This is a genomic window from Pseudomonas sp. B21-009 (assembly GCF_024749345.1).
Classification (GTDB): Bacteria; Pseudomonadota; Gammaproteobacteria; order Pseudomonadales; family Pseudomonadaceae; genus Aquipseudomonas.
In genome coordinates this window covers 1,712,971-1,739,317 of sequence record NZ_CP087199.1, presented here as the reverse complement: position 1 = coordinate 1,739,317, position 26,347 = coordinate 1,712,971, and the positions used below count along the sequence as shown (strand labels likewise).

The 26,347-nt window shown below is 64.3% G+C and carries 27 protein-coding genes; 12 read left to right on the top strand and 15 right to left on the bottom strand.

Annotated elements, in window-relative coordinates:
* The first annotated feature begins 23 nt into the window (after positions 1–23).
* The 5 genes from LOY34_RS08080 (at position 24) to LOY34_RS08060 (ending at position 7,362) form a co-directional block, all read left to right on the top strand.
* Positions 24–1,025: a sulfate ABC transporter substrate-binding protein gene (locus LOY34_RS08080; RefSeq protein ID WP_123568109.1), complete on the top strand. Its 1,002-nt coding sequence runs from the start codon at positions 24–26 to the stop codon at positions 1,023–1,025.
* Between the two features lie 137 nt (positions 1,026–1,162).
* Positions 1,163–3,190, top strand: a complete 2,028-nt coding sequence (locus LOY34_RS08075) for a mechanosensitive ion channel family protein (protein ID WP_195883391.1) — start codon at positions 1,163–1,165, stop codon at positions 3,188–3,190.
* Between the two features lie 41 nt (positions 3,191–3,231).
* The gene (locus LOY34_RS08070; protein WP_093385520.1) at positions 3,232–3,618 is read left to right on the top strand and encodes a DUF2946 domain-containing protein; all 387 of its coding nucleotides are present in this window, start codon (positions 3,232–3,234) and stop codon (positions 3,616–3,618) included.
* Between the two features lie 101 nt (positions 3,619–3,719).
* Complete coding sequence (locus LOY34_RS08065) at positions 3,720–5,888, top strand: TonB-dependent siderophore receptor (protein WP_195883390.1); 2,169 nt, start codon at positions 3,720–3,722, stop codon at positions 5,886–5,888.
* A gap of 10 nt (positions 5,889–5,898) precedes the next feature.
* Positions 5,899–7,362, top strand: coding sequence for a PepSY domain-containing protein (locus LOY34_RS08060; RefSeq protein WP_195883389.1), 1,464 nt, complete (start codon positions 5,899–5,901; stop codon positions 7,360–7,362).
* Between the two features lie 62 nt (positions 7,363–7,424).
* Here LOY34_RS08060 and LOY34_RS08055 read toward each other — a convergent pair whose 3' ends face one another.
* On the bottom strand, positions 7,425–8,354 hold the full coding sequence (locus LOY34_RS08055; protein WP_195883388.1) for a class I SAM-dependent methyltransferase: 930 nt from the start codon (positions 8,352–8,354) through the stop codon (positions 7,425–7,427).
* A gap of 167 nt (positions 8,355–8,521) precedes the next feature.
* Between LOY34_RS08055 and LOY34_RS08050 the strand changes: the two genes are divergently transcribed.
* On the top strand, positions 8,522–9,166 hold the full coding sequence (locus LOY34_RS08050; protein ID WP_195883387.1) for a DsbA family protein: 645 nt from the start codon (positions 8,522–8,524) through the stop codon (positions 9,164–9,166).
* On the opposite strand, the gene LOY34_RS08045 is transcribed toward LOY34_RS08050, so the two are convergent.
* A complete protein-coding gene (locus LOY34_RS08045) occupies positions 9,163–10,068 on the bottom strand; it encodes a LysR family transcriptional regulator (protein ID WP_195883386.1) in 906 nt (301 codons plus the stop codon). The genes LOY34_RS08050 and LOY34_RS08045 overlap by 4 nt on opposite strands.
* Before the next feature lie 101 nt (positions 10,069–10,169).
* On the opposite strand from LOY34_RS08045, the gene LOY34_RS08040 reads away from it, so the two are divergent.
* Entirely contained in the window at positions 10,170–10,862 is a 693-nt protein-coding gene (locus LOY34_RS08040; RefSeq protein ID WP_045200372.1) for an alpha/beta hydrolase, read from the top strand.
* Here LOY34_RS08040 and LOY34_RS08035 read toward each other — a convergent pair.
* Entirely contained in the window at positions 10,849–11,754 is a 906-nt protein-coding gene (locus LOY34_RS08035; RefSeq protein WP_093385546.1) for a DMT family transporter, read from the bottom strand. The two genes, LOY34_RS08040 and LOY34_RS08035, sit on opposite strands and share 14 nt — an antisense overlap.
* A gap of 131 nt (positions 11,755–11,885) precedes the next feature.
* Here LOY34_RS08035 and LOY34_RS08030 point away from each other — a divergent pair, with 131 nt between their 5' ends.
* Positions 11,886–12,323, top strand: a complete 438-nt coding sequence (locus LOY34_RS08030; protein WP_045200368.1) for an Lrp/AsnC family transcriptional regulator — start codon at positions 11,886–11,888, stop codon at positions 12,321–12,323.
* Positions 12,324–12,337: 14 nt separating this feature from the next.
* On the opposite strand, the gene LOY34_RS08025 is transcribed toward LOY34_RS08030, so the two are convergent.
* Positions 12,338–13,249: a transporter substrate-binding domain-containing protein gene (locus tag LOY34_RS08025; protein ID WP_176794286.1), complete on the bottom strand. Its 912-nt coding sequence runs from the start codon at positions 13,247–13,249 to the stop codon at positions 12,338–12,340.
* Between the two features lie 35 nt (positions 13,250–13,284).
* Complete coding sequence (locus tag LOY34_RS08020; RefSeq protein ID WP_195883385.1) at positions 13,285–14,526, bottom strand: D-amino acid dehydrogenase; 1,242 nt, start codon at positions 14,524–14,526, stop codon at positions 13,285–13,287.
* 105 nt (positions 14,527–14,631) lie between these two features.
* Here LOY34_RS08020 and LOY34_RS08015 point away from each other — a divergent pair, with 105 nt between their 5' ends.
* Genes LOY34_RS08015 through LOY34_RS08005 form a run of 3 tightly spaced genes read left to right on the top strand, consistent with a single transcriptional unit; the run spans position 14,632 to position 17,032 of the window.
* On the top strand, positions 14,632–15,555 hold the full coding sequence (locus LOY34_RS08015) for a LysR family transcriptional regulator (protein WP_093387641.1): 924 nt from the start codon (positions 14,632–14,634) through the stop codon (positions 15,553–15,555).
* Positions 15,556–15,599: 44 nt separating this feature from the next.
* On the top strand, positions 15,600–16,349 hold the full coding sequence (locus LOY34_RS08010; protein WP_195883384.1) for a hypothetical protein: 750 nt from the start codon (positions 15,600–15,602) through the stop codon (positions 16,347–16,349).
* A complete protein-coding gene (locus LOY34_RS08005; protein ID WP_195883383.1) occupies positions 16,346–17,032 on the top strand; it encodes a hypothetical protein in 687 nt (228 codons plus the stop codon). Before LOY34_RS08010 ends, LOY34_RS08005 begins: the two co-directional genes overlap by 4 nt.
* A 3-nt stretch (positions 17,033–17,035) precedes the next feature.
* On the opposite strand, the gene LOY34_RS08000 is transcribed toward LOY34_RS08005, so the two are convergent.
* The 3 genes from LOY34_RS08000 to LOY34_RS07990 all read right to left on the bottom strand — a co-directional run bounded on the left by LOY34_RS08000 (position 17,036) and on the right by LOY34_RS07990 (position 19,264).
* Positions 17,036–17,698 (bottom strand): hypothetical protein, encoded by a 663-nt coding sequence (locus LOY34_RS08000; protein WP_045200362.1) that lies wholly within the window; start codon positions 17,696–17,698, stop codon positions 17,036–17,038.
* Positions 17,699–17,907: 209 nt separating this feature from the next.
* On the bottom strand, positions 17,908–18,246 hold the full coding sequence (locus LOY34_RS07995; RefSeq protein ID WP_195883382.1) for an FKBP-type peptidyl-prolyl cis-trans isomerase: 339 nt from the start codon (positions 18,244–18,246) through the stop codon (positions 17,908–17,910).
* Positions 18,247–18,325: 79 nt separating this feature from the next.
* A complete protein-coding gene (locus LOY34_RS07990; RefSeq protein ID WP_195883381.1) occupies positions 18,326–19,264 on the bottom strand; it encodes a DMT family transporter in 939 nt (312 codons plus the stop codon).
* 153 nt (positions 19,265–19,417) lie between these two features.
* Between LOY34_RS07990 and LOY34_RS07985 the strand changes: the two genes are divergently transcribed.
* A complete protein-coding gene (locus LOY34_RS07985; RefSeq protein WP_093385566.1) occupies positions 19,418–20,311 on the top strand; it encodes a LysR substrate-binding domain-containing protein in 894 nt (297 codons plus the stop codon).
* Here the strand turns inward: LOY34_RS07985 and LOY34_RS07980 are convergent.
* From LOY34_RS07980 to LOY34_RS07950, 7 genes are read right to left on the bottom strand one after another with little or no spacing between them, the layout of a single operon-like run.
* Positions 20,304–20,711, bottom strand: a complete 408-nt coding sequence (locus LOY34_RS07980) for a GFA family protein (RefSeq protein ID WP_195883380.1) — start codon at positions 20,709–20,711, stop codon at positions 20,304–20,306. The genes LOY34_RS07985 and LOY34_RS07980 overlap by 8 nt on opposite strands.
* 46 nt (positions 20,712–20,757) lie before the next feature.
* Positions 20,758–21,696, bottom strand: coding sequence for a 2-hydroxyacid dehydrogenase (locus LOY34_RS07975; RefSeq protein WP_195883379.1), 939 nt, complete (start codon positions 21,694–21,696; stop codon positions 20,758–20,760).
* Positions 21,697–21,743: 47 nt separating this feature from the next.
* Entirely contained in the window at positions 21,744–22,157 is a 414-nt protein-coding gene (locus LOY34_RS07970) for a hypothetical protein (protein ID WP_195883378.1), read from the bottom strand.
* A 10-nt stretch (positions 22,158–22,167) separates the two neighbouring features.
* Positions 22,168–23,370 carry a c-type cytochrome biogenesis protein CcmI gene (gene ccmI, locus LOY34_RS07965; RefSeq protein WP_195883377.1) on the bottom strand — a complete coding sequence of 401 codons (1,203 nt, stop codon included), beginning with the start codon at positions 23,368–23,370 and terminating at the stop codon, positions 22,168–22,170.
* Positions 23,363–23,839 (bottom strand): cytochrome c-type biogenesis protein, encoded by a 477-nt coding sequence (locus LOY34_RS07960; protein WP_045200346.1) that lies wholly within the window; start codon positions 23,837–23,839, stop codon positions 23,363–23,365. Before LOY34_RS07960 ends, ccmI begins: the two co-directional genes overlap by 8 nt.
* Complete coding sequence (locus tag LOY34_RS07955) at positions 23,836–24,369, bottom strand: DsbE family thiol:disulfide interchange protein (protein WP_045200344.1); 534 nt, start codon at positions 24,367–24,369, stop codon at positions 23,836–23,838. Before LOY34_RS07955 ends, LOY34_RS07960 begins: the two co-directional genes overlap by 4 nt.
* On the bottom strand, positions 24,366–26,339 hold the full coding sequence (locus LOY34_RS07950) for a heme lyase CcmF/NrfE family subunit (RefSeq protein ID WP_176794336.1): 1,974 nt from the start codon (positions 26,337–26,339) through the stop codon (positions 24,366–24,368). The genes LOY34_RS07955 and LOY34_RS07950 overlap by 4 nt, the downstream gene beginning before the upstream one ends.
* Between the last annotated feature and the right edge of the window lie 8 nt (positions 26,340–26,347).

Here is a 26,347-nt window from a genome sequence, read left to right as displayed (position 1 = left end):
CTAACTCGAACAAGGAATGCGCAGTGAAAAAACTCTTCAGTGCCTCGCTTCTGGCCGCAAGCCTCGCCTTCGGCTCCGTGGCCCAGGCCGCTCCGGCGCCGCTGCTGAACGTCTCGTACGACGTGATGCGCGACTTCTACAAGGATTACAACGCCGCGTTCCAGAAGCACTGGGAAGCCGAGCACAAAGAGAAGATCACCGTGCAGATGTCGTTCGGTGGCTCGAGCAAGCAGGCCCGTTCGGTAATCGACGGCCTGCCGGCTGACGTCATCACCATGAACATGGCCACCGACATCAATGCCCTGGCCGACAACGGCAAGCTGGTGCCGGACAACTGGGTCACGCGCCTGCCGAACAACAGCGCGCCGTTCACCTCGGCCACTGTGTTCATCGTGCGCAAGGGCAACCCCAAGGCCCTGAAAGACTGGCCCGACCTGCTCAAAGACGGCGTCCAGGTCATTGTGCCAAACCCGAAAACCTCCGGTAACGGCCGCTACACCTACCTCTCGGCCTGGGGCTATGTGCTGAAAAACGGCGGTGACGAGAACAAGGCCAAGGACTTTGTCGGCAAGCTGTTCAAGCAGGCGCCGGTGCTCGATACCGGTGGCCGCGCCGCCACCACCACCTTCATGACCAACCAGATCGGCGACGTGCTGGTGACCTTCGAGAACGAAGCCGAAATGATCGCCCGCGAGTTCGGTCGTGACCAGTTTGAAGTCATCTACCCAAGCGTCTCCGCCGAAGCCGAGCCACCGGTGAGTGTGGTCGACAAGGTGGTCGAGAAGAAAGGCAGCCGCGCCACCGCCGAGGCATACCTGAAATACCTGTGGTCGCCTGAGGCCCAGGAAATCGCCGCCAACAACTACCTGCGTCCGCGTGATCCAGCGGTGCTGGCCAAGTACACCGACCGCTTCCCGAAAGTCGACTTCCTCTCGGTCGAGAAGACCTTCGGTGACTGGCGCACCGTGCAGAAAACCCACTTCAACGATGGCGGGATTTTCGACCAGATCTACACCGGGCAGTAATGGCCTCATCGCGGGTCAGTCGAGGTGACGCCTCTACTTGACCCGCGATTGCTTCACCCCCTATCGAACTTACCCTCCCATTTGCTGATCAGTTCATTGACTACCCTTTCCGTCATCCACGGCTCAAGGAGTGCCCAGTGACCCGATCTTTACTCACCTTGCTGTTCAGTTGCCTGTTGAGCAGCCAGCTGTTCGCCGCCGAACCTTCGCCCGCCGCACCAACACCTGAACCTGAACCCGTGGTCCAGGGCGGCCTGCTCGGCGCCATTGCCGATGGTCTGGACGATGTCAGCCAGGAACTGGATATCGACAGCCACCTATTCGACAGCTGGCGCCTGCGCGCCGACCGCGCCGCCAATGAAGTCGATCAACTGGTCAACCGCCACGCCGGTCGCGATGGCCTCGACCTGCTCGGCGATTTCGCCCTGCTGAGCATCACCTGGCTGGTCGCCTTCGCGGTGCTCACCAACCTCGGCCGCCTGCTGGCCCATCGCAGCAACAACAGCCGCCCGCTGCGCCAACGCCCGCGCCTGCAGAAACTGCTCGGCTACCTGCTGCCCTATACCCTGCCGGCCCTGGCCAGCCTGCCGACCACGCTGTACGTCAGCCACTATCTGGAGCCGTCGGTAGGCCGCGCCCTGGGCCTGAGCCTGGCCTATGCCACCAGCAGCGGTATCTTCTCGACCTCGATCATCCTGTGCCTGATCACCCTGTTCGACACCGGCCACAAGCGCGCGGCGGTGCGCATCATTCGCCAGCTGGCGCCTCGGCCGCTGTTCATGATCGGCTTTCTGGCGGCCTGGAGCGATGCCCTGACCAGCCCGCAGATCGCCCGCCAACTGGGCGGCAACATCACCAGCAGCGTGGCGGTAATCACCGGCCTGCTGGCGACCCTGGCGTTCGCCGTCCTGGTGATTCGCCTGCGCCGCCCGGTGGCGCACCTGATCCGCAACCGCGCGCTCAAGGAGCGCTTGCAGCACCGCGCCGTGCAGGAAACCCTGCGGATCTTTTCCTGGCTCTGGTACCTGCCGATCCTGATGATGATCCTGGTCTCGGCCATCACCCTGATCGGCGCCGGCGAAGAGAGCCAGAAGGCCCTGCAAAACGCCCTGCTGACCACCATTTTGCTGATTGCCACGCTGTTTCTCAGCACCACCTTGCAGCACCTGTTCAAGGCCCACGACATCGAACCCGGGCAACGCCTGCGTCCGTACAAGGAACTGCTGCGCAACCTTGCCCACGCGCTGCTGCGCATCGCCATGGCAGTGGCCTTCATCGAGCTGCTGGGGCGCATCTGGGGCTTTTCGGTGCTCGACTTTGCCCTGCGCAACAGCCTGGGCCGGGCGATCAGTGATTCACTGAGCAGCATCGGCCTGATCCTGCTGGTCACCTGGTTGTTGTGGGTGGTGATCGACACGGCGATCCAGGAAGCCCTCAAGCCCACGGTCGGGCGGCGCTCGTCGCGCCAGCCGAGCACCCGGGTGCGGACCATCCTGCCGATGCTGCGCAATGCCATCAAGATCATCCTGGTGGTGATCTGCACCATCACCACCATGGCCAACCTGGGCATCAACGTCGCGCCCTTGCTGGCCGGCGCCGGGGTGGTCGGCCTGGCGATCGGTTTCGGCTCCCAGCAACTGGTGCAGGACGTGATCACCGGGCTGTTCATCCTCATCGAAGACACCATCGCCATCGGCGACTGGGTGGTGCTCGATTCCGGGCATGCCGGCACGGTCGAGAGCCTGACCATCCGCACCTTGCGCCTGCGTGATGGCAAGGGCTTCGTGCACTCGGTACCGTTCGGCCAGATCAAGGCGGTCACCAACCAGTCACGGCAGTTCGCCTATGCGTTCTTCTCGGTGCAGTTCAGCTACCAGACCGACGTCGACAGCGCGCTTAAACTGATCCGCGAAGTCGGCCAGTCGATCAGCGAAGACCCGCTGCTGCGCCATAGCCTGCAGGGGCCGCTGCAGGTGTTCGGGGTCGACAGCATGAACCTCAACGGCATCACTTTGACCGCGCAGTTTCGCACCAGCTCCGGCGGGCAATATGCGGTCAATCGCGCCTTCAACGAACGGCTGAAAAAGCGCGTCGACCAGACCGACGACGTGAGCTTTGCGCAATACAATCCGCCACCGCAAAAAGTCGCTGAAGAACCGGCCTGATTGCTTTAACCCCAGCGGCCATCGGTGCTAAAGTCGCGGCCATGAACCGCGCCCCCGCCGACCGCCCGCTGATTGCCTGGACCTTGTACTTCTGTGTCCTGTTCAATCTGTTCGCCTGCGGTATCGGTCACGGGCAGATGATGGGCCTGCAACTCAACGGTATCGGCGGCGCCTATTGCTCGGCCATGGGCAGCGCCGGGCCGACGCTGAAAAGCGATTTCGGCGATCAGACGGTGGCCGGCTGGGACAGCATGCAGACCTGCCCGGTGTGCGCTGCCGCCGTGGTCTGCCTGGGCCTGGTGCTGGTCATCGGCTGGCTGCTGGCGGTTACCCGGGTACGTCGCTATCACCGTGAACTGCGCAGCAAGGCGCCGCCGCGATATTGCTGGCCGGCCGCCAACCCCCGCGCCTCCCCGCTTCTGGCTTGAACCTCCTGGCAGCCGCTTGGGCTGCCCGAAACCGGCCGTTTTTTGCTGTGCCTGCCTGACAGGTGCAGGCGGCCGCTGGCTCAAATTCCAGAGTGTGATTCATGCCCTACTCCTATCGCCTTTACGGTTGCGCGGCGCTGCTGTGCGCGTTGCCCTTCCACGCTGTGGCCGAGGCGCCGCTGACCCTGCCCGACCTGCGTATCAACAGCCGCGCCGACGCCGAAGACGGCGTGCTGCTCGACACCCCGTCGCAAACCGCTTCGCGCCTTGGCCTCACCCCGCGGGAAACCCCGGCCTCGGTGAGCATCGTCAACCGCCAGCAGATCGAGCAACGCGGCGCGCAGACCACCCAGGACGCGCTTAACGGCGTGCCCGGCATGACCGCCGCCTCACCACCGGGTTCGGCAGGCTCGGTGGCTTACCGGGGGTTTTCCGGGGGGCAGATCACCCAGCTGTTCAACGGCATCAGCGTGCAGTACGACTCGGTTGCCGCGCGCCCGGTCGACAGCTGGATCTATGACCGCGTCGAAGCCGTCGGCGGGCCGTCGAGCTTCCTGTTTGGCGCTGGCGCCGTCGGCGGCTCGATCAACTACATCAGCAAACTGGCCAGCCGCGACGAGAACTTCAACGAAGGCAGAATCAAGTACGGCTCCTACGACAGCAGCGAGACCTCGTTCGGCTTCAACCATGCGCTCAACGACGGCGATGGCATCCGCAACTACGCACGCCTGGATTTCAGCCACAGCAAGAGCAACGGCTATGTCGATCGCGAAGAGCGCGATGCCTGGACCGTGGCGTTCTCGCTGCTCACCGACATCAACGACCAGCTGTCCCACACCCTGGCCGTGGAGTACCAGAACGAAACGGTCGACAGCCCCTATTGGGGCAGCCCGGTGCTCAACCCGCTGGGCGGCGAAATGAAGGTCGACGAGAGCCGCCGCTTCGAAAACTACAACGTCGAGGACGGCCGCTACGAGCAGCGCGTGCGCTGGCTGCGCTCAATCACCGAGTACCGCTTCAACGACAACACCTCGCTGCGCAACACCCTCTACCACTACAACACCGAGCGTGATTTTCGTAACCTCGAAACCTACGCCTACAACGCCGACAACAGCCGGGTCAACCGCTCCAACGCGCTGCTGCAACGCCATGACCAGGAGCTCAACGGCAACCGCTTCGAATTGCTGCACGAGGGCCAGTTGTTCGGCCTCAACAGCCAGTGGTCGGCGGGCCTGGACTACAGCCACAACGTGCAGATGACCTACCCGCGCTCGATCACCGGTATTTTCGACAGTGTCGATCCGGCCAGCTTCGAACCCGGGCATTTCTATGACCTGAAGGGCATGGTCCCGGGCTTTCAGAAGAACCGCGAGAACACCGTCGACACCTGGGCGGCGTTCGTCGAGAACCGCCTGCAACTGACCGAGCGCCTGTCGCTGCTCACCGGTTTGCGCTATGACCATATCGACCTCGATGTGCACAACTACCGCACGGTCGATGCCAACAACCCGCTGGACTTCAAGCGCAGCTACGAGCCCACCACCGGGCGCATCGGCCTGGTCTACGAGCTGACCCCGGCGGCCAACGTCTATGTGCAGTACAGCACCGCCGCCGACCCGCCCTCGGGCATGCTCAGCACAGCCAGTTTTGCCACCGTACGCGACTTCGACCTGAGCACCGGCAAGCAGCTGGAAGTGGGCAGCAAGTTCAGCTTCCTCGATGGCCGCGGCGCCGCCACCGTTGCCGCCTACCAGATCGAGCGCAAGAACCTCGCCACCGCCGATGCCGCCAACCCCAGCGTCACCCAGCCGGTGGGCAAGCAGACCTCGCGCGGGGTAGAAGTGGCCGCCTCGCTGCACGTCACACCGAAACTGTTGGCCGAGGGCAACTTTGCCTACGTCGACGCCCAGTACGACGAGTTCAACGAGAACGTCGGCGGTCGCTCGATCTCGCGCAAAGGCAATACCCCGACCAACATCCCCGAGCGGGTCGCCAACCTTTGGCTGACCTACGATATCGACCCGAGCTGGCAAATCGGTGCCGACAGCCGCTACGTGTCTTCGGTGTATGCCGACGCGGCCAACACCCGCTACGCGCCGGCCTACACGATCTTCGGTGCCTTCGTCGGTTTCAAGGTTGATGACGACACGCGCATCACGGCCCGGGTGCGTAACCTGACCGACGAGGTGTATGCCCGCTGGACCTCCTCGAGCATGCTCTACCTCGGTGCCCCGCGCACCCTGGAGCTGGCCGTGCAGACGCGCTTCTAGGACGCCGCCGATGAAACGTTACCTGTACCTGTGGCACCGCTGGCTGGGCATCGGCTTATGCCTGTTCATGGCCCTGTGGTTCTTCTCGGGAATGGTCATGCTGTATGTCGGCTACCCCAAGCTGACCCCGCGCGAGCACTTCGCTCACCTGCCGCAGTTGCGCGTTCAAGATTGCTGCGTCGACCTCGGCACTGCCCTGCGCAGTGCCGATGCCGAGCGCACCCCGGCCAGCATCCGCCTGAGCACGGTGGCCGGCACGCCGCGCTACCTGTTCAGCTATCCAGGCCGGGCCAGCGTGGCGGTGGACGCCCGCACTGGCCAGCGCCTGCAGGCGATCGATCGCGAACAGGCCCTGGCCAGTGCGCATCAATACGACCCGCAGGCAACAGCCCGTTATGCCGGCGCGGTGAGCGAAGATCTGTGGAGCCACTCGCGCGCCCTCGACGCCGAGCGCCCGCTGCAGCGGGTGCAGCTCGACGATGGCGCACGCACCCTGCTATACATCTCCGGCCATACCGGCGAAGTGGTGCGCGATGCCAGCGCCCTGGAGCGCGGCTGGAACCTGGTCGGCGCCTGGCTGCACTGGCTGTATCCGTTGCGCGGCATTGGCGTCGACGGCCTGTGGAGCAACCTGGTGATCAGCCTGTCGCTGGCCGGCACCCTGATGGCGTTGCTTGGCGCGGTGATCGGGATCCTGCGCTGGCGCCTGCGCAAGCCTTACCGCAGTGGCTCGCGCTCGCCCTACCGGGGCATTGCCCGCTGGCACCATATCGGCGGCTTGCTGTTTGGCGTGCTGGCGATTACCTGGATCTTCAGTGGCTTGATGTCGATGAACCCGTGGCGGCTGTTCAGCAGTTCAGTGCCGCTGAACGTTGCGGCCTATCAAGGCGGGCCATTGACTGCGGCGGCTTTTCCGCTGTCGGCCTCTGAGGCGCTGGCGCGGTTCGACCAGCAAGGTTTCAAGGCCCGTGAGCTGGAATGGCGCTTGATTGCGGGTGCGGGGTACCTGGTCGGTCATGATGGCGCCGGGCGCACGCGGGTGCTGTCGATTGCCGACGGCCAGGTGCTCGAACGCCTGCCGCGGGAGGTGCTGGAGCGCGCCGCACAAGCGATCCTGCCCCAGGGCCAGATGCACAGCGAGCAACTTGAAGCCTACGACTTCTACTACTACGCCCGGGCCGAGCAAAGCATGCTCGGCCACCTGGAAAAGCGTTTGCCAGTGTTGCGCGTACGCTTTGCAGACCCGCAACAGACCTGGCTGCACCTGGACCTGTACACCGGCGAAGTGCTGGGTGTACTGGACCAGCCACGGCGCGTGTCGCGCTGGTTGTTCTCGTTGCTGCACAGCTGGGACTGGCTACCGCTGTTGCAACGGCGGCCATTGTGGGATGCCTGGATGATCGCCTTCAGCCTGGGCGGGCTGGTGCTGAGTGTCAGCGGTGTGGTGCTGGGCTGGCGGCGCTTAGCCAAGTAGGAGCGGGCTTGCCCCGCGATAGCATTCTGTCCGCCACATCGCATCGCGGGGCAAGCCCGCTCCTACACAAGGGCCCTGAACACCAGCGCCTTCAAGCCACCCGCCGGATCGCTATCGGGAAACTCCGGCGGGTTGGCCAGACGTTCGACGAAGGCCAGCTCCGGTGCTTGCTCAGCCATGCCTTCGATGAGAAAGTCCGGGCCAACGGCCGGGTCGTTGACGCAGGCCAGCACCGTGCCGCCGGCGTTCAACAACTCCGGCAGGCGCCGCAGGATCTTGCGGTAGTCCTGGGTCAGGACAAAGCTGCCCTTCTGGAAGCTTGGCGGGTCGATGATGATCAAGTCATAGGGCCCGGACTTGCGCACCTTGCCCCACGACTTGAACAGCTCATGGCCAAGAAAACTCACCTTGCCCAGGTCATGGCCGTTGAGCCGATGGTTATCGCGCCCGCGGCTCAATGCCGAGCGCGCCATGTCCAGGTTGACCACCTGCTCGGCGCCGCCGGCAATCGCCGCCAGCGAAAAACCGCAGGTGTAGGCGAACAGGTTGAGCACGCGCTTGCCCGCCGCCTGCTCGCGCACCCAGCGCCGACCATAGCGCATGTCGAGGAACAGACCGGTGTTCTGCTTGAGGCCCAGGTCCAGCTGATAGCGCAACCCGTCCTCATCGATCAACCAGTGCTCGCTGGGGGTACCCAGCAGCCACTGCCCGGGGCTGTCCGGCAGGTAACGGTGCTGGAGCAAAATGGCCTGGCCGCACCAGCCTGGCGCCTGGGCAAGCGTCAGGAGCATCTGCTCCAGGGCCGGCAACTGGCCCTCGGGCGGCTGGCGAAACAGCGACACCAGCAACACCCCCTGCAGCCAGTCCACGGTGATCTGCTCAAGCCCCGGCCAGCAGCGCCCGCGGCCATGGAACAGGCGCCGGGTTTCGCTCGGCGCCGGGTCGAGGGCGGCGAGCAGGTGCTGCTGGAGGGTGTCGATCACAGAGGTCATGGGCAGATTCAATCGGGTAAAGCCGCCTATTCTACCTTGCCCCGCCGGTGACAACAGGCCGTTCGGCCATTGATGAACACGATGGGTGAATGTGACCGGTTTTTGTCGCTTTTTTTAACCGACGCCGTTGCCGATAGTGCCTGCACCTTCACTAACGGAATCTTGCCATGCCTGCCCTGAAAATCGAGTTCTTCCACGACGTCGTTTGCGCCTGGTGCTTTGTCCTGGCCCCGCGCCTCAAGCAGTTGCAAGCTGAGTTCGAGCTGGATATCCAGCACCGCAGCTTCATCCTGCAAAGCAGCCGCGAGGCGATGATCCAGCGCTTCGGCTCGATGCCCCAGGCCAAGGAAACCATCCTCGATCACTGGCAGGCCTGCGCCCGCGCCGAGGACGAAAAGCGCATCAATATCCCGGGCATGCGCGAGCAAAGCTTCGAATACCCCAACGGCCTGCTCGCCGCCACTGCCTGCCAGGCGGCCCACGCACTGGCTGGCAATGCCGGTCACGAACTGATGTTCGACCGCCTGCAGTGGGCGCACATGGTCAAGAACCGCAATATCGGTGACAAGGCCACTGTACTGGCCATCGCTGCAGAGGCCGGCTTCGAGCCGCAAGCGTTTGCCCACAGCCTCGAACACGACGCCCCTGCCTTGCTGGAGCGCGACCTGCAGCAAGGCCGTGAACTGAACCTGCGTTCGGTGCCTTCGCTGGTGATCGCCGGGCGCTTTCGCTTGTCTGAATGCATGACCCTGGAGCAGTTGCGCCAGGTCTTCAGCGATATTCGCGCCAACCTGGACAACAGCGAGGGCTAGGCGAGCGCACGGCTGTTGCACTGCTGGCAGTGTTCACCAATCAGCTGCACCAGCAACTGCACCTCGGGACTGTGCCGCAGTGCTTCGGGGTAACCGATGTACAAGGGCACGTCCCGCTGGCGCTGATGCTGCAACGCCAGCCGATGCAAGCGCCCGGCAGCCAGCGCATCAATGATCGCGTGCTCGGGCAGCCAGGCAAACCCCATGCCGCGCTCGACCAGGGTGCAGGCCGCCGCCAGGCTGCTGACCGTCCAGCGCTGGGAGGTGCCAAGCCAGCCGCTGTTCTGCGGATAACGGGTGCCCGAGTCGCGAATCACCACCTGCCGATGCGCATGCAAATCCGCCAGGCCCAGCTCGCCCCGGCTGGCGGCCAGCGGGTGATCGGCGCCGACCACGCAAACCAGCCTGACGTTCAGCAGCAACTCGTGCACATAACCGGCAGGAAGGCTGCTGGCGATCGCCAGCTCGACCTTGCCTTCTTCCAACAGTTCGCGCGCACCGGACAGCGCGGTTTCGTACAGGCGAATCCGGTAGTTTTCGAAGGTCGCCGAAAACCCCTGCAACCCTGCTTGCAGCAGCTCCAGCGGGAACAATACATCGACCGCCAGCGCCAGCTCGCTGAGCAACCCCGGCTGATACTGATTGGCCAATTGTTCAAGCTTTTGCGCCGCGCCGAGCAAATGCTTGGCCTGGGGCAGCAACGCCTGGCCCAAGGAAGTCAACACCGCCTTGCGACCTTCAATGATGAACAACTCCTGGCCAAGCAGCGCCTCCATGCGATTGACCGAATGGCTGACCGCCGACTGGGACTTGAACAAATGCTCGGCAGCTTGCAGATAGCCGCCGCACTCGACCGTGGCGACAAACGCGCGCCACTGCTCGAGACTGATTCTGGAAAACATGCCTACCTCCCTGTCTGCGTTTCAGCGTTGCGCGGCGCCCCGCAACGGGGCCAAGCACAAGCATCTACACTAGCATTCCACCCCTGTGCTGGAGAACGATCATGAGCGACACTCCGTCCATAGTCCTGGTCCATGGTTTCTGGGGCGGCGCCGCCCACTGGAGCCGGGTCATCCTCGAACTGTCACGCCTGGGCCACCGCAACCTGCATGCGGTGGAGATGCCCTTGACCTCGCTTGCCGATGACGCTGAACGCACGCGCAAAATGGTCGCCTCGATACCCGGCAAGGTGCTGCTGGTCGGGCATTCCTACGGCGGTGCGGTGATTACCCAGATGGGCAACCAGGCCAATGTCGCCGGCCTTGTGTACATCGCCGCCTTCGCCCCCGACAGCGGCGAAAGCCCCGGCGCCATCACCGCCAAGAACCCGCCGCAAGCGGCAGCCAACCTGCAACCGGATGGCGATGGCTACCTGTGGATCAAACCCGACAAACTGCACGAAAGCTTTTGCCAGGACCTGAGTAAGGATGAAGGGTTGGTGATGAGCGTGACCCAGAAGGCGCCACTGGCCAGCACCTTCGGTGACACCATCGGTGAGCCCGCATGGAAGCACAAACCCAGCTGGTACCAGCTCTCGACCCAGGACCGGATGATCCACCCGGACAACCAGAAACTCATGGCAGAACGCCTGCAGCCCAAGGAGCTGCTGACCCTGGAGGCCAGCCATGCCTCGCTGGTGTCCAGGGCCGCCGAAGTGGCCGCCCTGATCGATCGCGCAGCCGTCAGTCTGGCTTGACCGCCGGGGCCTTGAGCGCAGGCTTGAACCACCAGCCTTGCTGCATGCCGGCCGCGGCCAGCAGGATCGCGGCCACACCCAGCCATTGCAGCGGCGCCAGGCGATGGCCAAAGGCGAACCAGTCGACGAAAATCGCTGCGATCGGGTAGATGAACGACAGCGCCCCGGTCAAGGCGGTCGGCAGCTTCTGGATCGCGCCGTACAGCAGCACATACATCACCCCGGTGTGGACGATGCCCAGGGTCACCAGGCTGGCCAGCGCACCGACGTCGCCCGGCAGGCCACTGGTATTGGCCCAGGGCGCCAGCAGGAGGATGCCGGTGCACACCTGGATCAGCGCGATCAGGTGCGGCGGCGTGCCGCTCAGGCGCTTGATGATCAGCGCCGCCACGGCGTACAGAAACGCCGCGCCCAGGGCCAGGGCGATGCCCAGCAGGTAGTCGTTGCCAGTGCCATCCTGGCTGCCATGGGCACTGACGATCGCCAGCATGCCGGCAAAGGAGACCGCTAGCCAGAACAGCTTGGGCGCGGTGATTTTCTCACCGAGAAACAGCGCCGCCAGGCCCACCAGCATGAACGGCTGGACGTTGTATACCGCAGTGCCGATTGCAATCGAGGCGCGTGAGTAGGAGGCAAACAGCAGCACCCAGTTGCCGACGATGGCCACGCCGCTGAGTACCGCCAGGGCGAAGGTGGCCAGGGTCAGGATACCGGGCTTGAGAAAGCCCATGGCCAGGCAGATCAGCAGCAAGGTGCCAGCACCGAACACACAGCGCCAGAACACCACATCCAGTACCGGTTGCCCGGACACCAGCACGAACCAGCCAATGGTCCCGGATATCAACATCGCGGCGACCATCTCGAACGACCCACGGCGGATTGAACTGTCCATCACTCACCTCCTTGACGATGGGCAAATTATGGCAAGGGCAGCGGCGACCGTTCCAGTGGATAAAACAGGCTAGACTGACCTTGTACCTTTACTATCAAGGCAGTTTTCGCATTTTGCCTAACGAGGCCTGTATGACCGACGATATCGACCAACTGTTGATCAAGGCACTGATGGAAGACTCGCGGCGCTCGCTCAAGGCCCTGGCGCAGCTCAGCGGGCTGTCAGCACCGAGCGTCAGCGAACGCCTGCGCCGCCTTGAAGAGCGTGGCGTGCTCAAGGGCTACACGGTAGAGATCGACCCGCGCTGCTTCGGCTACCAGCTACAGGCCATCGTCCGCGTGCGGCCGCTGCCCGGGCAACTGCAGGAAGTGGAGCGGCAGATCATGGCCATCCCCGAGTTCACCGAGTGCGACAAGGTCACCGGCGATGACTGCTTTATCGCACGCTTGCACGTGCGCTCGATGGAAGAGCTCGATACCGTGCTGGACAAGCTCAACAGCCACGCCGAGACCAACACCGCGATCGTCAAGAAGACCCCGGTAAAACGGCGCTTGCCGCCGATGGCCTGATAACAGCGCAGAAACTACTGCACCGGCTCGCTCGACGGCCTGGCAATCAGGCCCTTCAGTTCACTGGTCATCGCAAACTCCAGATTCAGGCCATTGGGCGGGATCGGCTGCTGGAACCAGCGGTTGTAGATCGACTCGATGCGCCCGCTGCGATAGACATCCGCCAACGCTTCATTGACCAGCGCCAGCAAGCCGTCATCGCCCTTGCGCACCATGCAACTGTAGATCTCCTTCGATTGCGCCTCGCCCACCACCACCCAGTCGTGCGGATTGCGCGCCTTGGCCCGCTCGCCGTACAGCAGCGCATCATCCATGTAGAACGCCGCCGCGCGCCCGGACTGCAGCATCATGAACGCCTCGCCGTGGTCCTTGGCACTGATCACCGAAGCCCCCAACTGGTGCTCCAGGTTGTAGTTCTTCAGGTACTTCTCGTTGGTGGTGCCGGCGGTGCTGACCACATTCTTGCCCTTGAGGTCATCCAGGCCCTGGATGCCGCTGTCTTTTTTGGTCAGCAACTGGCCTTTGACGAAAATAAAGCCATAGGAGAAATCCACCTGCTTCTGCCGCTCGGCGGTGACCCCGGTGGTGCCGCACTCCAGATCGACCGTGCCGTTCTGCACCAGCGGGATGCGCGTCTGCGAAGTCACCAGGTTGTAGCGCACCTTGAGCGGCGGCACCGCCAGCTTGGCCTGCAGGTGCTTGACGATCTCAGCCGCAAGATCGACCGAATAGCCCATGGGCTTGCCGCTGTGGTCGCCCACATAAGAAAACGGAATGGACGAGTCGCGATAGCCGAGGGTGATGCTGCCGGATTCGGCGATCTTCTTCAGGCTGCCGCTGAGCGTCGGCGTTTGCGCCAGCAGCGGCTGGGCAAAACACAATGACAGGGCAAGCAGAGCAGGACGGTGCAAACGGGGAATCGACATCGGGACACTCCTTGCGGTTGTTGTTCTTGTTCGGTTCAGGCCGCCCGTGGGGTCAGGCCGTGCAGGTCGATTGACGGCGCGCGACCCGCGATCAGTTCGGCCAACAGCTGGCCACTGGCGCAGGCCAGGGTGAAACCCAGGGCGCCGTGGCCAAGATTGAGCCACAGGTTGCGGTACGCCGTGGCCCCGAGCAACGGTACGCCGCTGGGGGTGGCCGGGCGCATGCCGGCCCATTCGCGGGCCTGGGCGTAGTCGGCGGCATCGGGCAAGGTCGCCCCGGCCAACTGGCGCATGCTGGCCAGCCGTGCCGGATCGAGCGATTCATCAAAGCCGACGATGTCGACCATGGCGGCGACGCGCAGTTGGTCTTCGAGGCGGGCATAGACGATTTTGCGATCGTAGTCGGTGATGCTTACCTGCGGTGCCCGCTGCCCGGCCTTGATCGGTGCGGTCAGGCTGTAGCCCTTGAGCGGATAGATCGGCAACTGCAGCCCCGGCAGGCCGAGGCTGGCACTGCGGTGCCCGGCGCACAGCACCAGGCGCTCCACCGGCACGACCTGCTCGCCCAGCTCCAGCGCCTGCACTACCCCACCACTGTGGCGGATGCGCGTCACTGCCTGCCCGAGCATCAGGCGGCATTGCCCCGACGCCTGCAGGCGCTCGACCAGCGCCAGGCAGAAACGATGACAATCGGCGACCTCTTCATCCGCGGTGAACACCCCGCCAATGAACGGCGCATCGGCCAGGGCCGGTTCCAGCGCGCGGATCTCCTGCGCATCCAGCACCTGCTGGCCCTGCGGGTCGAGCAGGTGCTGGCGGGCATGGGCAAAGGTTGCGCGATTACGAAAGGTCACCAGCTTGCCATTGCGCCGCCAGGCAAAGCCGTCCAGGCCATCGTCCTCGCGCCATTGCTTGAGCGTACCCTGGCTGTGCAAGGCCAGGCGTAGCAGGTGTGCGGCATTGGTGCGATTGACCGAACTGCGACACGCCGCCATGAACGCGCCCATCCAGCGCCACTGCGCCAGGTCCAGGCGCGGGCGTAACTTGAGCGGTGACTCGCTGCGCAGCAGCCAGCCCAGCGCCTGCAACGGCACCCCGGCATCGGCCAGCGGCGCGACATAGCGATAGGACAACTGCCCGCCATTGGCAAAGCTGGTGCCGCCCGCCAGGCTCTCGCGTGCCTCGACCAGATCGACGGCAAAGCCTTCGCGCACCAGCGCGTAGGCCGTTGCCAGACCAATCACGCCGCCGCCGATCACCGTTACCCGCTGTGCCATGTGCTTTCATCCGCCAATCTGAAGGCCTTCAGACTAGGCCCGGTGACAGCCTGACGATAATGAATAAAAATGGGCAGACCATAAACAAAGGTTATGGGCTACCCCATGCGCTTGCGTCATATCGAAGTGTTCCAGGCCATCCGCCAGACCGGCTCCATCAGCGGCGCCGCGCAGTTGCTGCACGTCACCCAGCCGGCGGTGTCGAAAATACTCCAACACGCCGAAGCGCAGCTGGGTTTCCCGCTGTTCCTGCGGGTGCGCGGCAAGTTGCAGATCACCCCCGAGGCCCTGGCCCTGGAACGCGAAGTCGACAAGGTCAGCGACAGCGTTGAAGGGGTGCGGCGCCTGGCCGCCAGCCTGCGCCGGCAACCGGGCATGCGCCTGCGCATCGGGGCGACGCCGGCGCTGGCCCTGGCGTTGTTTGCGCCGGTGATCCGCCAATGGGCCGAGCGCCACCCGCAGTCCGAATGCGAACTGTCGAGCCTGCACAGCCGCGAGCTGGTGCAGCAGTTGCTGATGCGCGAAATCGATGTCGCCCTGACCTTGCGCCACCCCGAACACCCCGGCCTGAATGTCCAGCCCCTGGCCCACGGCAAGCTGGTGGCACTGGCCCCCAAAGGCTACTGGAGCGCAGACAGCCAGGGCTTGGCGCTGGCAGTTGAAGAACTGGCCGATGCGCCCTTGATCGGCCTGAGCAGCAGCGACCCGCTGGCCGCCCAGGTCGGCCAGTACCTGAAGAACCTTGAGCCGGCGCCGCGCACCAGCATCCGGGTGCAGACCTACTCCCTGGCCCGGGCCATGGTCGAATCCGGAGCCGGGCTGGCCTTGATCGATCCGTTCACCGCCCAAGGGTCGGCGCAAACGCTGGTGCGGCCGTTGGACCCGGCCTTGCCGATTACCCTGTACGCCCTGACCCGCGCCAACGAAAGCCAGCCGCACACGCTCGACGACCTCTTGCAACTGTTCAGCGAACGGGCCGAAGAACAGATCGCCCACGTCAGCCGCGCGTCTCGCCTTGAAAAGCGCTGACAAGCAGCCCATCCTTGCGCCCCCACCTTTGCAAGGATCGCAGCATGGTTCGACTTTTCATTGCGTTTGCCGCGCTGTTCGCCAGTGCCACCGTCCTGGCCGTGCCGCCCGTGCACGTCTATCGCGGCACCCAGGGCGACACCGCCATTGAAGTCGCCCTGACCTACGACGCCCAGCACAAGACCCTCGAGGGTTACTGGCTTGATGAACAGCGCCAGTGGCTGATCCCCCTTGAGCGCACGCCCCATGACTATCGCTTGCCGCTGTTGATCAACATCTTCAACAACCCGGAGCTGCCGTCCGCTGCGCTGCTGATTCAGCCGTTTGCCTTCAGCCACGACCGCGAGCTGACCGGTACCCGGGTTGATCTGCGCAACCGCGAACGACAGGCGCTGGCGCTCAAGCGCGTGACCCGCTTCAGCGACCGTCAGGATTCGTCCTGGCAGGGCGAACTGCTGCAACTGCCGCTGGACGGCCGCCGGCTATTTCGCGTGCATGCACACAAGGCCGCCGGCGAGTATGTCGGCACCATCGATCGCATCACTGTCCTCGATCGCACCAGCGGCCAGCCGGTGCAGGTCATCGATAACCTGACGCTGTTTTTCCAGGGCACTGCGAGCCTGAGTTTTGCCGACTTCAACGCTGATGGGGTGACCGATTTCAAGGCCATTCCGGTCGGGCAACTGGCCAGCGGCGGTGCTGCAGGGCAAGACCCGCAGTACTACGTACATCAAGCCGACAGCAATCGCTATGAGCTCAAGACCGAGCAACAAGCCAGGGAGCGCAACCAATGAACACCTTGGGCAAATGCCTGCTGGGCGCCGGGTTGCTCGGCCTGAGCCTGGGCGCCCAGGCTTACCAGTCTGTTTATCAAGGCACCCTGGGCAAGCAGGCGATCACCCTGGTGATCGAGAAAACCAATGACTACAAGCACGGTTTCTACTTTTACGACCGCTACCGCACGCCGATCCGCCTCAAGCGCTCGGTCAACGCCGGTCGCCAGTTGTTCATGGACGAACTGGACAGCGCCGGTCTGCCCAACGCTCGGCTGAAGTTCTACAACCCCGATGACAACGCCGCCGCCAAGCCGATACTCGGCACCTGGACGGCCTACGCCAATGCCCGGCAGCTTCCCCTGGAGTTGCGCCTGGTAGCGGACTTCGGTCATCAACAGGTCTGGCCTGCCGGCACTGCGTCACTGCCCCAGGCGGCCTCTACCGAGCGTTTCTATTTCCAGATTCCGCTGGCCGATGACCACGACCGGGTGAAGACCATCGAGGTCATCGACAAGGCCAGCGGCAAGCGCGTGCAAACCCTTGACGTAGGCCTGCCCGGTTGCTACAGCCAGGGTATCGACAGCGTCAAGGTGCGTCTTGAAGGCGGCAGTACCCAGGTGCTGCTAGAAGCCAACAGCTATTGCCTGGGCAAGGTGTTTGAATGGCGCGAGGCCAAGGGGCAGTTCGAAGCGCTGAACTGAGCATCAGCTCGGGCAGCTGTGCTCGCCGTTGTTCAGGCCCTGCTTGTAGTTGCGGCTGAGCAGGCTGGCCTTGCCGTCGTGCCAGGTCAGGGTCAGTACGTACATCGAGTCGAAGTCCTCGCCGTCCCAGTCGTCGGTGATCACCCGTTTTTCACCGAGGGCCTTGCCGGCCACGGTGTTGATCAGTTCCGGCAGGTAGCCGTGGGACCAGGCGGTATAGACGGTGGCGTTGCGGTACTTGTCCTGCAGCAGTTCGTCGGCCAGATCGCCGGTATCGTTGGCGCCGAAGTCGATGTTCACCGGCAGGCCGAGCTTGATGGCACTGGGGCTGATGGTCATCAGCGGGCGGATATAGCTGTAGGCGTCGTCGTTGCTGCCCTCTTCGACGTGCCGGGACGGGTTGGCCGCGAACACATAGTCAGCCTTGCCGAACTTCTCCGGCAGCAGGGTGGCCAGGTCCAGGGCGCGGTTCAGGCCCTGGCAGTTGAGCTGCCCCAGGCCCTCGCCGGGCTTTTCGGCATGACGCAGGAACACCAGGGTCTGCACACCGTCCACAGGTGCTGCGCGGCTTTCCAGCGCCTCGACGGCCAGCAGGCCGACACCGGCAAGCAGGGCAAGGGACAACGCAGCGTGACGGTGACGCTTGAACAGGGAGGGCAACTTCATAGGGCTCTTCACAGCAAAAAGGGTTGAGGCTGACCCGCCTGTGCCACCCCGCGGCCGAAGCCGCGGGGGGATCCCTGTCTGATGCTCCATCCGTGGAATCGGGCATGCTTCAGAGTGCAAGAATGCCATTTGGTTCGATCCCTGAGCGCTCGGCCCTGAGCCAGAGCTACTGTAGCGCCTTGATGTTGCTGAATTAAGACCGACGGCGCTCAATCGTCGCGGGTAAGGACTTCGAGCAGCTCGATCTCGAAGGTCAGGTCGGAGTTGGGCGGGATCTTGCCCATGCTGCGCTCGCCATAGCCCAGGTGCGCCGGCACCAGCAGTTTGCGTTTGCCGCCGACCTGCATGCCCATCAGGCCCTGGTCCCAACCCTTGATCACCCGGCCGGTGCCGATCACGCACTGGAACGGCTTGCCACGGCTGTGGGAGGAATCGAACTCCGTGCCGTCGGCGAGCCAGCCAGTGTACTGGGTGGTGATCAGCGCGCCCTTGACCACGGCCTTGCCGTCGCCTGGCTGGATATCGATGATTTGCAGTTCGCTGCTCATGCTTGACCTCGTTGAAGCGGGATATGCCTTTGGTGGCCAGCGTTTTCGCAGGGTTGGCGAGGTTTTGCAAGGCCAGCGATCAAGCCTGGGCAGTCACCACCACCCTGCCCGGCTCGTGCTGGCGCATCGACCAGCAGACGCCGCCGATCACCAGGACAATCGCCAGGCCCTCCAGCAGGCTCGGGCCGCTCTGACGCCAGATGAAGGCGTAGAGCAAAGCGAACAGGGTCTCGAAGACGATCAACTGGCCGCTCAACGTCACTGGCATGCGCTTGGACGCGGCATTCCACAGCAGCGCCGCCAGCCACGAGCCGAACACCGCGCAACCCAGGCTGTACAGCCAGAACAGCGTCCAGCGCTCAGGCGCCGCCTCGACCTGCAACTGCGCCGGCTGCCACAGCGCCAGCAGCGCCACCAGCACCAGGCTCAACACGCCGGTCATCACCCCGTTGAGCACCGACCATTGATGGCTGTCGAAATGCCCGCACTGCTTGAGGTAACGGCTGTTGTGCACCGCGTACCAGGTCCAGCAAACCAGCGCGCCGAGGGCATAAAGCACCCCGGCCAGTTTGTCGGCCACCGCTCCCGGCTCGAGGGCAAAGGTCTGCAGGTTGATGCACAGCATGCCGGCCAAGATCAGGCCCAGCGGCAGCAACAACTGACGCAGCGCCACCCCGCCGCTGTCGTGACGGCCATACAGGGTGATGGTCAGCGGCAATACGCCGACAATCAACGACGCCGGCGCTACACCCAGGCGCTGGATCGCCGCCACCAGGCAGATGAAGTACAGCAGGTTGCCGATCAGCGCCAGGCGCCCGATCATCCACAGGTCGCCCAGGGTCAGGCGTCCGAGGGCCTTGCGCATGGGAATCGCCAGCACCAGGGTCACCAGGCCGAACAGCACGAAACGCGCGCAGCTGAGCAGCACCGGGCTGAACTCCGGCAACAGCTGCGGCACCATCAATACCAGCCCCCACATCGCACCGGCTACCCCGGCATACGCCACACCCCGTTTCACGTGCCTGCTCCTGATCTAAGAAGAGCGCAGGCTAACGCCTGGACAGCGCCTGGACAAAAGATCATTCGGCATGCAGGCATTCCCTGCAGGAATACCTTTCACGCTGAAAGCATCGACCTTATGATTCAGACATTCCCCAGACCGGACCGTCACATGAGCCGCTTCAGCCGTCACCTGCCACCCCTGGACACCCTGATCGCGTTCGAGGCAGTGGTGCGTACCGGCAGCTTTACCCGCGCGGCCAGCGAGCTGTACCTGACCCAGAGCGCGGTGAGCAAACAGATCAAGCTGCTGGAAGAACACCTCGGCGCGCTGCTGTTCGAGCGCCGCGCCCGGGGCATCGCATTGACGGCGGCCGGCGACGGCTTCAATGCCATCGTCGAGCCCATGCTGGAAAGCCTGCTGGCCAATGTGCTGCGTCTTAAAAGCGGCCACGGCAGCCGCAACGTCAGCGTCATCTGCACCCATGCGGTGGCCCAGTACTGGTTGTTTCCGCGCCTGCTGCGCTTCAACGAACAGCACCCGGAGCTGACGGTGAACATTCATGCCAGCAACGAAATCAGCGAAAGCGATATTGGCAATTACGACTTCGGCATTCTCTATGGCCATGGCCACTGGAGCTCGCTCAAGGCCAGCAAGTTGTTCGATGAGGCCATCTACCCGATCGCCAGCGTCAAACGTGCCCTGCCCGCTGTGCAGTCACTGAGTGAGTTGCAAGCCTTGCCGTTGATCCAGCTGGATGCCTCGGCCTGGAACTGCCTGGACTGGCAGGACTGGTTCGGCCATCAGGGCTTGCGTTACCAGGCGCCGGCCAATGCGGTGACCTTCAACCAGGTCAATCTGGTGTTCGATGCGGTGATGCAGGGGATGGGCGTGGGCCTTGGCTGGGAGTTCATGGCCCGCGAGCGGATCGACAACGGCCTGATCCGCCAGGTCTCGGAGTTTGTCGTGCACACCGGGCAAGCCGACTACCTGGTGCACGACAAACAGGCCCTGCGCTCGCCGGCGGCGCAGGTGTTCGAGGACTGGTTGCTGGCGCTTAGCTGAACATGGCTTCGACTTCGGCTGCGGTCATCGTCGGCGTGCCTCGGGCCAGGCAGTAGTACTCAGGTTTCTTGTCGATATACACCTGCAGATCGAACACCCAGTCGGTGTCACCCTCCAGTACACCCACCGACACCGCGTCGAAATTGCCGGATTTCAGCCGGTACAACAGGTGCGTACCGCAATTGCCGCAGAAACCGCGCTGGGCCCAGTCGGAGGAGTCATGGAACACTGGCTGGCCGCTGGTGAATTTCACCGGCTCGACACAGTGCACCGAAAAAAACGGCCCGCCGCCCCACTGCCGGCACATGCCGCAATGGCAGGCGTTGACGCTGGCTTTCTCAAGGCTGACGCTGAGTTTGACGGCGCCGCACAGGCAGCTACCGTGTTTTTCCAGGGACATGATCAAGGCTCCTTGCTGGGAGAAGAGCCGGCAAGTCTAGCAGCTGTCAGGCCGTGACCGGGGTCAGCACCGGCTCGCCGGCAAAAAACGCCTGCAGGTTGCGTAGCACCAGTTGCACGGTGTCGCGCGCCGCTTCCGGCGACTGACCGGCGACGTGCGGGGTCAGCACTACCGTGGGCAGGGCCTTCAAGGAATCAGGCACTGCCGGTTCGTCATCGAATACATCCAGCCCGGCACCGGCGATCACGCCGTTTTCCAAGGCATCGACCAGGTCCGCCGTGCTGACGACGCTGGCCCGGGCGATGTTGACCAGAAAGCCCTCTGCCCCCAGCGCTTCAAGCACCGGCTTGTCGATCAACTGGCGAGTAGCGGCGCCGCCCGGGGTGGCGACAATCAGAAAGTCCGATTCCCGAGCCAAGGCCAGGGGGCTGTCGCAATAGTGATAAGCGACGTCGCTACGCGGCGTGCGGTTGTGGTAATTCACCGGCATGTCGAAGCCCTGCGCCGCCCGCTTGGCGATCGCCAGGCCGACCGCGCCGAGGCCGAGAATGCCCAGGCGCTTGCCGCTGACCGACGGGCTGATCACCCGGTTCCACTCGCCACGGCGGGTCGAGGCATCGGCGCGGGGAATATCGCGCACCACCGCCAGCAGCAAGGCCATGGCATGGTCGGCGACCGCCGTGGCATTGGCGCCAGCACCGTTGGTCACGGTAATACCCCGGGCAGCAGCGGCCGCAAGGTCGACCTGCTCGTAACCGGCACCGATCACACAGATGATTTTCAAGGCGGGCAACGCGGCCATTTCATCGGCGTACAGGCCCAGCGGACCCCGGGTCAGCACTGCATCAATCTGGCTGCCATGGCGGGCAATGGCCTCGGCGCGCAAGGCCGGGGTCTGCGCGCGGATCAGGCGAAAGCCGTTGTGTTCCAACAGGGGAAGGTAGTCGTCGACCGTTTCTACCAGCACCAGTACCGTCTGTGTCATGCCTTGCTCCCGGGCTATTGGCGAGGGGGCATTATGCGCAGCTCAGGTTACTGGGCGAAAGCCCGGCCCAGACCGCCCGGCACGCCACTGCTGTCGGTTTCCTGCCAGGGGCCGTTGAGGTTGGTCGACCAGCTCCAGCCGTTGTTCCAGCGGTAGTAGGTGCGCTGGCGATAGAAGGTGTTGGTCTTGCCGTCGAGCACATACACGCCCAGGCGCGGGTCCCAGTGGCTGGCGCCACCGGGCGGAGGCGCAAAGCTCGGTGAGGTACGCTGCACTGGCTTGGGCACCGGGGTCACGGCCGGCTTGCTTGGCACCGCGCCCGGCTTGGGCGCAGGCTTGCTGCCCGGGCCCGGTGGCAGGGTTTCGACTGGCGGCGCGGTGGGTTCGGAGGGCTGGTGAACGGTACATGCACTCAAGCCCACAACCAGGGAAAGAAGGGTCAGGCGTGCGATGCTGTTCATAGTCGGTCTCTTACTGGTCCGGGCTGTCGATGGTCAGGTGCTGCGCAGCGGTCGTGCTGCTGGCCAGCGGAGCACCCTTGCCAACCCATTCGCCCTGGGTCGGCTGGCCAGCGCGAGAGATGCGCGCAACCAGTTGGACTTCAGGGAAGCTCGACAGTTTCATGTTCGGCATCATCGCGTCGCTGTCGCTCAGCTCGACCTCGATCGGCAGCTGCGCCACGGTTACCCGCTTGGCCGCCAGCGGCATCGGCGGGCCGGAACTTGCACGGGCAAAGATGAATACAGTGTCATCGGCCTTGACCTTGTCCTTGAGCGCCGCCGCAAGCTCGACCCGAACCTTCAGGCGTGCCGTGCCCTGCTCGGCAACTGCCGGTGCGGCCTTGCCCTCGCCGGCCTTGAGCTTGTCGCTGGCGCGCTCGATACCGCCCTGCAGCGCTGCCCGCGAGGCGTCGCCCTCGGGCAGTTGCGCCAGCAGGCGGTTCCAGTAATCGATGGCTTGCTGGTAATGCTCGGCCTCGAACGCAGCGATGCCCAGCAGGCCAAGGCTGGTGACTTCGTTGGGGTCGGCCTTGAGCGCTTCGTCGGTGAGGGCCTGCAATTGCCCGCTCCATTGCTTGTTGTTGGCAAAGTACAGCGCCTGCGCCCACTGCCCGAGCAGCTCCGGCTGGCGCCCGGCAACCGCGGCGGCACGCTCGAAGACCTTGGCGGCGTCGGCCGGACGCTCCTGGGCCATGTAGGCACGGCCAAGGAAGTACAAGCCTTCGGCCGAATCCGGCTGGGCCTTGACGGCCAGCTCCAGGCGGCGGGTCATTTCTTCCATGGACTGCGGCGCCTTGGCGAACTGCTGGGTCAGCTCGACCTGCTCGCTGGCACCAAAGTGCAGGTACAGGCCCAGGCCCATCAGCGGCACCAGCACCGCCGCCAGCAGCGGCAAGGGTTTGCCCAGGCGGCCCAGGCGCTGCGGTTCAGCGCCCTCGGTGTCGGCCAGCAGCTCGCGCGCGGCCTCGTCGCGGCCCTTGCCGAACTGCTCGGCATCGAGCACCCCGGCGGCCTGCTGGCTTGCCAGTTCGGCGACGCGCTCCTGATACAGGGCGACGTTGAGGGCGGTACGGTCTTCTTCCTGTTGCGCACGACGGCCGCGCAACACCGGGATCAGCAAAAAGCTCAGGGCCACCAGCAACAGCAGGCCTGCAGCAAGCCAGAAATCAGTCATGGGTCTGTTCTTTGTCCAGCAATTTGGCGAGGCGCTCACGCTCCTCGGACGAAAGGTCGGCGTTGCCTGCTGCCGCCTGGCCACGGCGCTTGCGCACGATCAGCGCGAGCACGGTGAAGCCGCCCAGCAGCAACACGCCAGGGCCAAACCAGAGCAGCCAGGTGCGGGCGCTCAGGGCCGGTTTGTAGCGGACGAAATCACCGTAGCGATCGACCATGAAGTCGATGATCTGCTGATTGCTCTGGCCCTCGCCGAGCATGCGGAAGATCTCCCGGCGCAGGTCGGCGGCAATCGGTGCGTTGGAGTCGGCGATGTCCTGGTTCTGGCACTTGGGGCAGCGCAGTTCCTTGGTCAGCTCGTGATAACGCGCGCGTTCCGCCTCATCGGCAAACTGGTAGGTATCGATCGCCGCCTGGGTTACCCCGGCCAGGCTCAGGCCGAGGACGGCGGCCGCCAGCCAGCGCTTCATGGCTTGGCCTCATCGACCAGGCTCTGGTACTGCGGCGCCAGTTGCTCGCGCCAAACGGTCGCGTCAACCACCCCGACGTGCTTGTAGCGGATGACGCCCTTGGCATCGATCAGGAAGGTTTCCGGCGCGCCATAAACACCCAGGTCCAGGCCCAGGCTGCCCTGCTCGTCACGGATGTCGAGCTGGTAGGGGTTGTGGAACTCGGCCAGCCACTTCAGTGCGGCGGCGTTGTCGTCCTTGTAGTTGACGCCGTGGATCACCACGCCCTGCTCGGCCAGCTTGTTCAGGTACGGGTGCTCGACCTTGCACGACGGGCACCAGGTGGCCCAGACGTTGACCAGCGCCGGCTTGCCGAGCAGGTCGGCCTCGGTCAGCGGCTTGCCGTCGACCGATTGCAGGGCAAAGGCCGGGAACGGCTTGCCGATCATCGCCGAGGGCAGTTCGCTCGGGTCGAGGAACAGCCCGCGGTAGAGAAACACCGCCACCAGCAGAAACACCGCCAGCGGCAGCACCATGATCCAACGCTTCATGCAGTAGCTCCAGACATGCCCAGTGCCTCACGCACACGGGTTTTGACCTTGACGCGATAGCGACCATCCAGTGCCGCCAGCAAACCGCCCAGGCCGGTCAGCAGGCCGCCCAGCCAGATCCAGCGCACAAACGGCTTGACGTGCACCCGCACCGCCCAGGCGCCGTTATCCAGCGGCTCGCCGAGGGCGACGTAGAGATCACGGGTGAAACCGGCATCGATGCCGGCTTCGGTCATCATCGACTGCTGCACGGTGTACAGGCGTTTTTCCGGGTGCAGCACGCTGATCTCACGACCGTTTTCGACCACCCGCACGGTGCCCTTGTCGGAGGTGAAGTTCGGCCCCTCAAAATGCTTGGCGCCCTCGAAGATGAACTGGTAACCGGCCAGCTCCACCGACTCGCCCGGCGCCAGGCGCAGGTCGCGTTCGGCGCTGTTGTTGCTCGACAGCACCACGCCCAGGGCGCACACCGCCAGGCCCAGGTGGGCGACGTGCATGCCCCAGTAGCTGCGATTGAGGCCGCGCAGGCCTTTGAACAAGCCTTTGTGGCGGGTCTTGTCGAGGATGTCGCGGGCCCCGGCCAGGACAATCCACGCAGCCAGGGCAAAGGTGGTCAGCACCTGCCAGTCAAAGTCATCCACCAGCAGGCCGCCGATCGGCGCCAGCACGGCGCTGGCGATCAGCACCGGGGTGAGCATGCCCAGCAGCCATTTGCTCGGGGTGTCTTTCCAGCGCACCAGCACGCCCACCGCCATGACCACCATCAACAGCGCCATCAACGGGATGAACAGCGCATCGAAGTACGGCGGGCCGACCGACAGCTTGGCCCCGGTCAGGGCATCGAGAATCAGCGGGTAAAGGGTGCCGAGCAGGATCATCGACGCCGCCACCACCAGAATCAGGTTATTGGCCAGCAGCAGGGTTTCCCGCGACCACAGGGCAAAGCCGACCTGGCTCTTGACCACTGGCGCGCGCAGGGCGAACAGGGTCAGCGAACCGCCGACCACGAACAGCAGGAAGATCAGGATGAAGATGCCGCGCTCAGGGTCGGAGGCGAAGGCATGCACCGAGGTCAGTACCCCGGAACGCACCAGGAAGGTACCCAGCAGGCTCAGGGAGAACGCGGCAATGGCCAACAGCACCGTCCAGCTCTTGAACACGCCGCGCTTCTCGGTGACCGCCAGCGAGTGAATCAGCGCGGTGCCGACCAGCCAGGGCATGAACGAGGCGTTCTCGACCGGGTCCCAGAACCACCAGCCGCCCCAGCCCAGCTCGTAATAGGCCCACCAGGAACCGAGGGTGATGCCGATACCGAGGAAGGCCCAGGCGACGATGGTCCACGGCCGCGACCAGCGCGCCCAGGCGGCGTCCAGGCGCCCGCCAAGCAAGGCGGCGATGGCGAAGGCGAAGGCCACCGAGAAGCCCACGTAGCCCATGTACAGCATCGGCGGGTGAACGATCAGGCCGATGTCCTGCAGCAGCGGGTTGAGGTCGGCGCCGTCACTCGGCATCTGCGGCAGCAGGCGCTTGAACGGGTTGGAGGTGATGATCAGGAACGACAGGAAGCCGACGCTGATCATGCCCATCACCGCCAGTACCCGCGCCAGCATCACCTGCGGCAATTGCCGGGAGAAGATCGACACGGCAAAGGTCCAGCCGCCGAGGATCATCGCCCACAGCAGCAGCGAGCCCTCGTGGGCGCCCCACACGGCGCTGAACTTGAAGTACCAGGGCAAGGCGCTGTTGGAGTTGTTGGCCACATAGGCGACCGAGAAGTTGTCGGTCATGAAGGCGTGGGTCAGGCAGGCGAAGGCGAACGCCAGAAAGGCGAACTGGCCCCAGGCGGCCGGGCGCGCCAGGCTCATCCACAGGCTGTCGCCGCGCCAGGCGCCGAGCAGCGGGATGGTGGCCTGGACACAGGCGAAGCAGATCGCCAGGATCATCGCCAACTGGCCCAGTTCAGGAATGATCAGTGCCG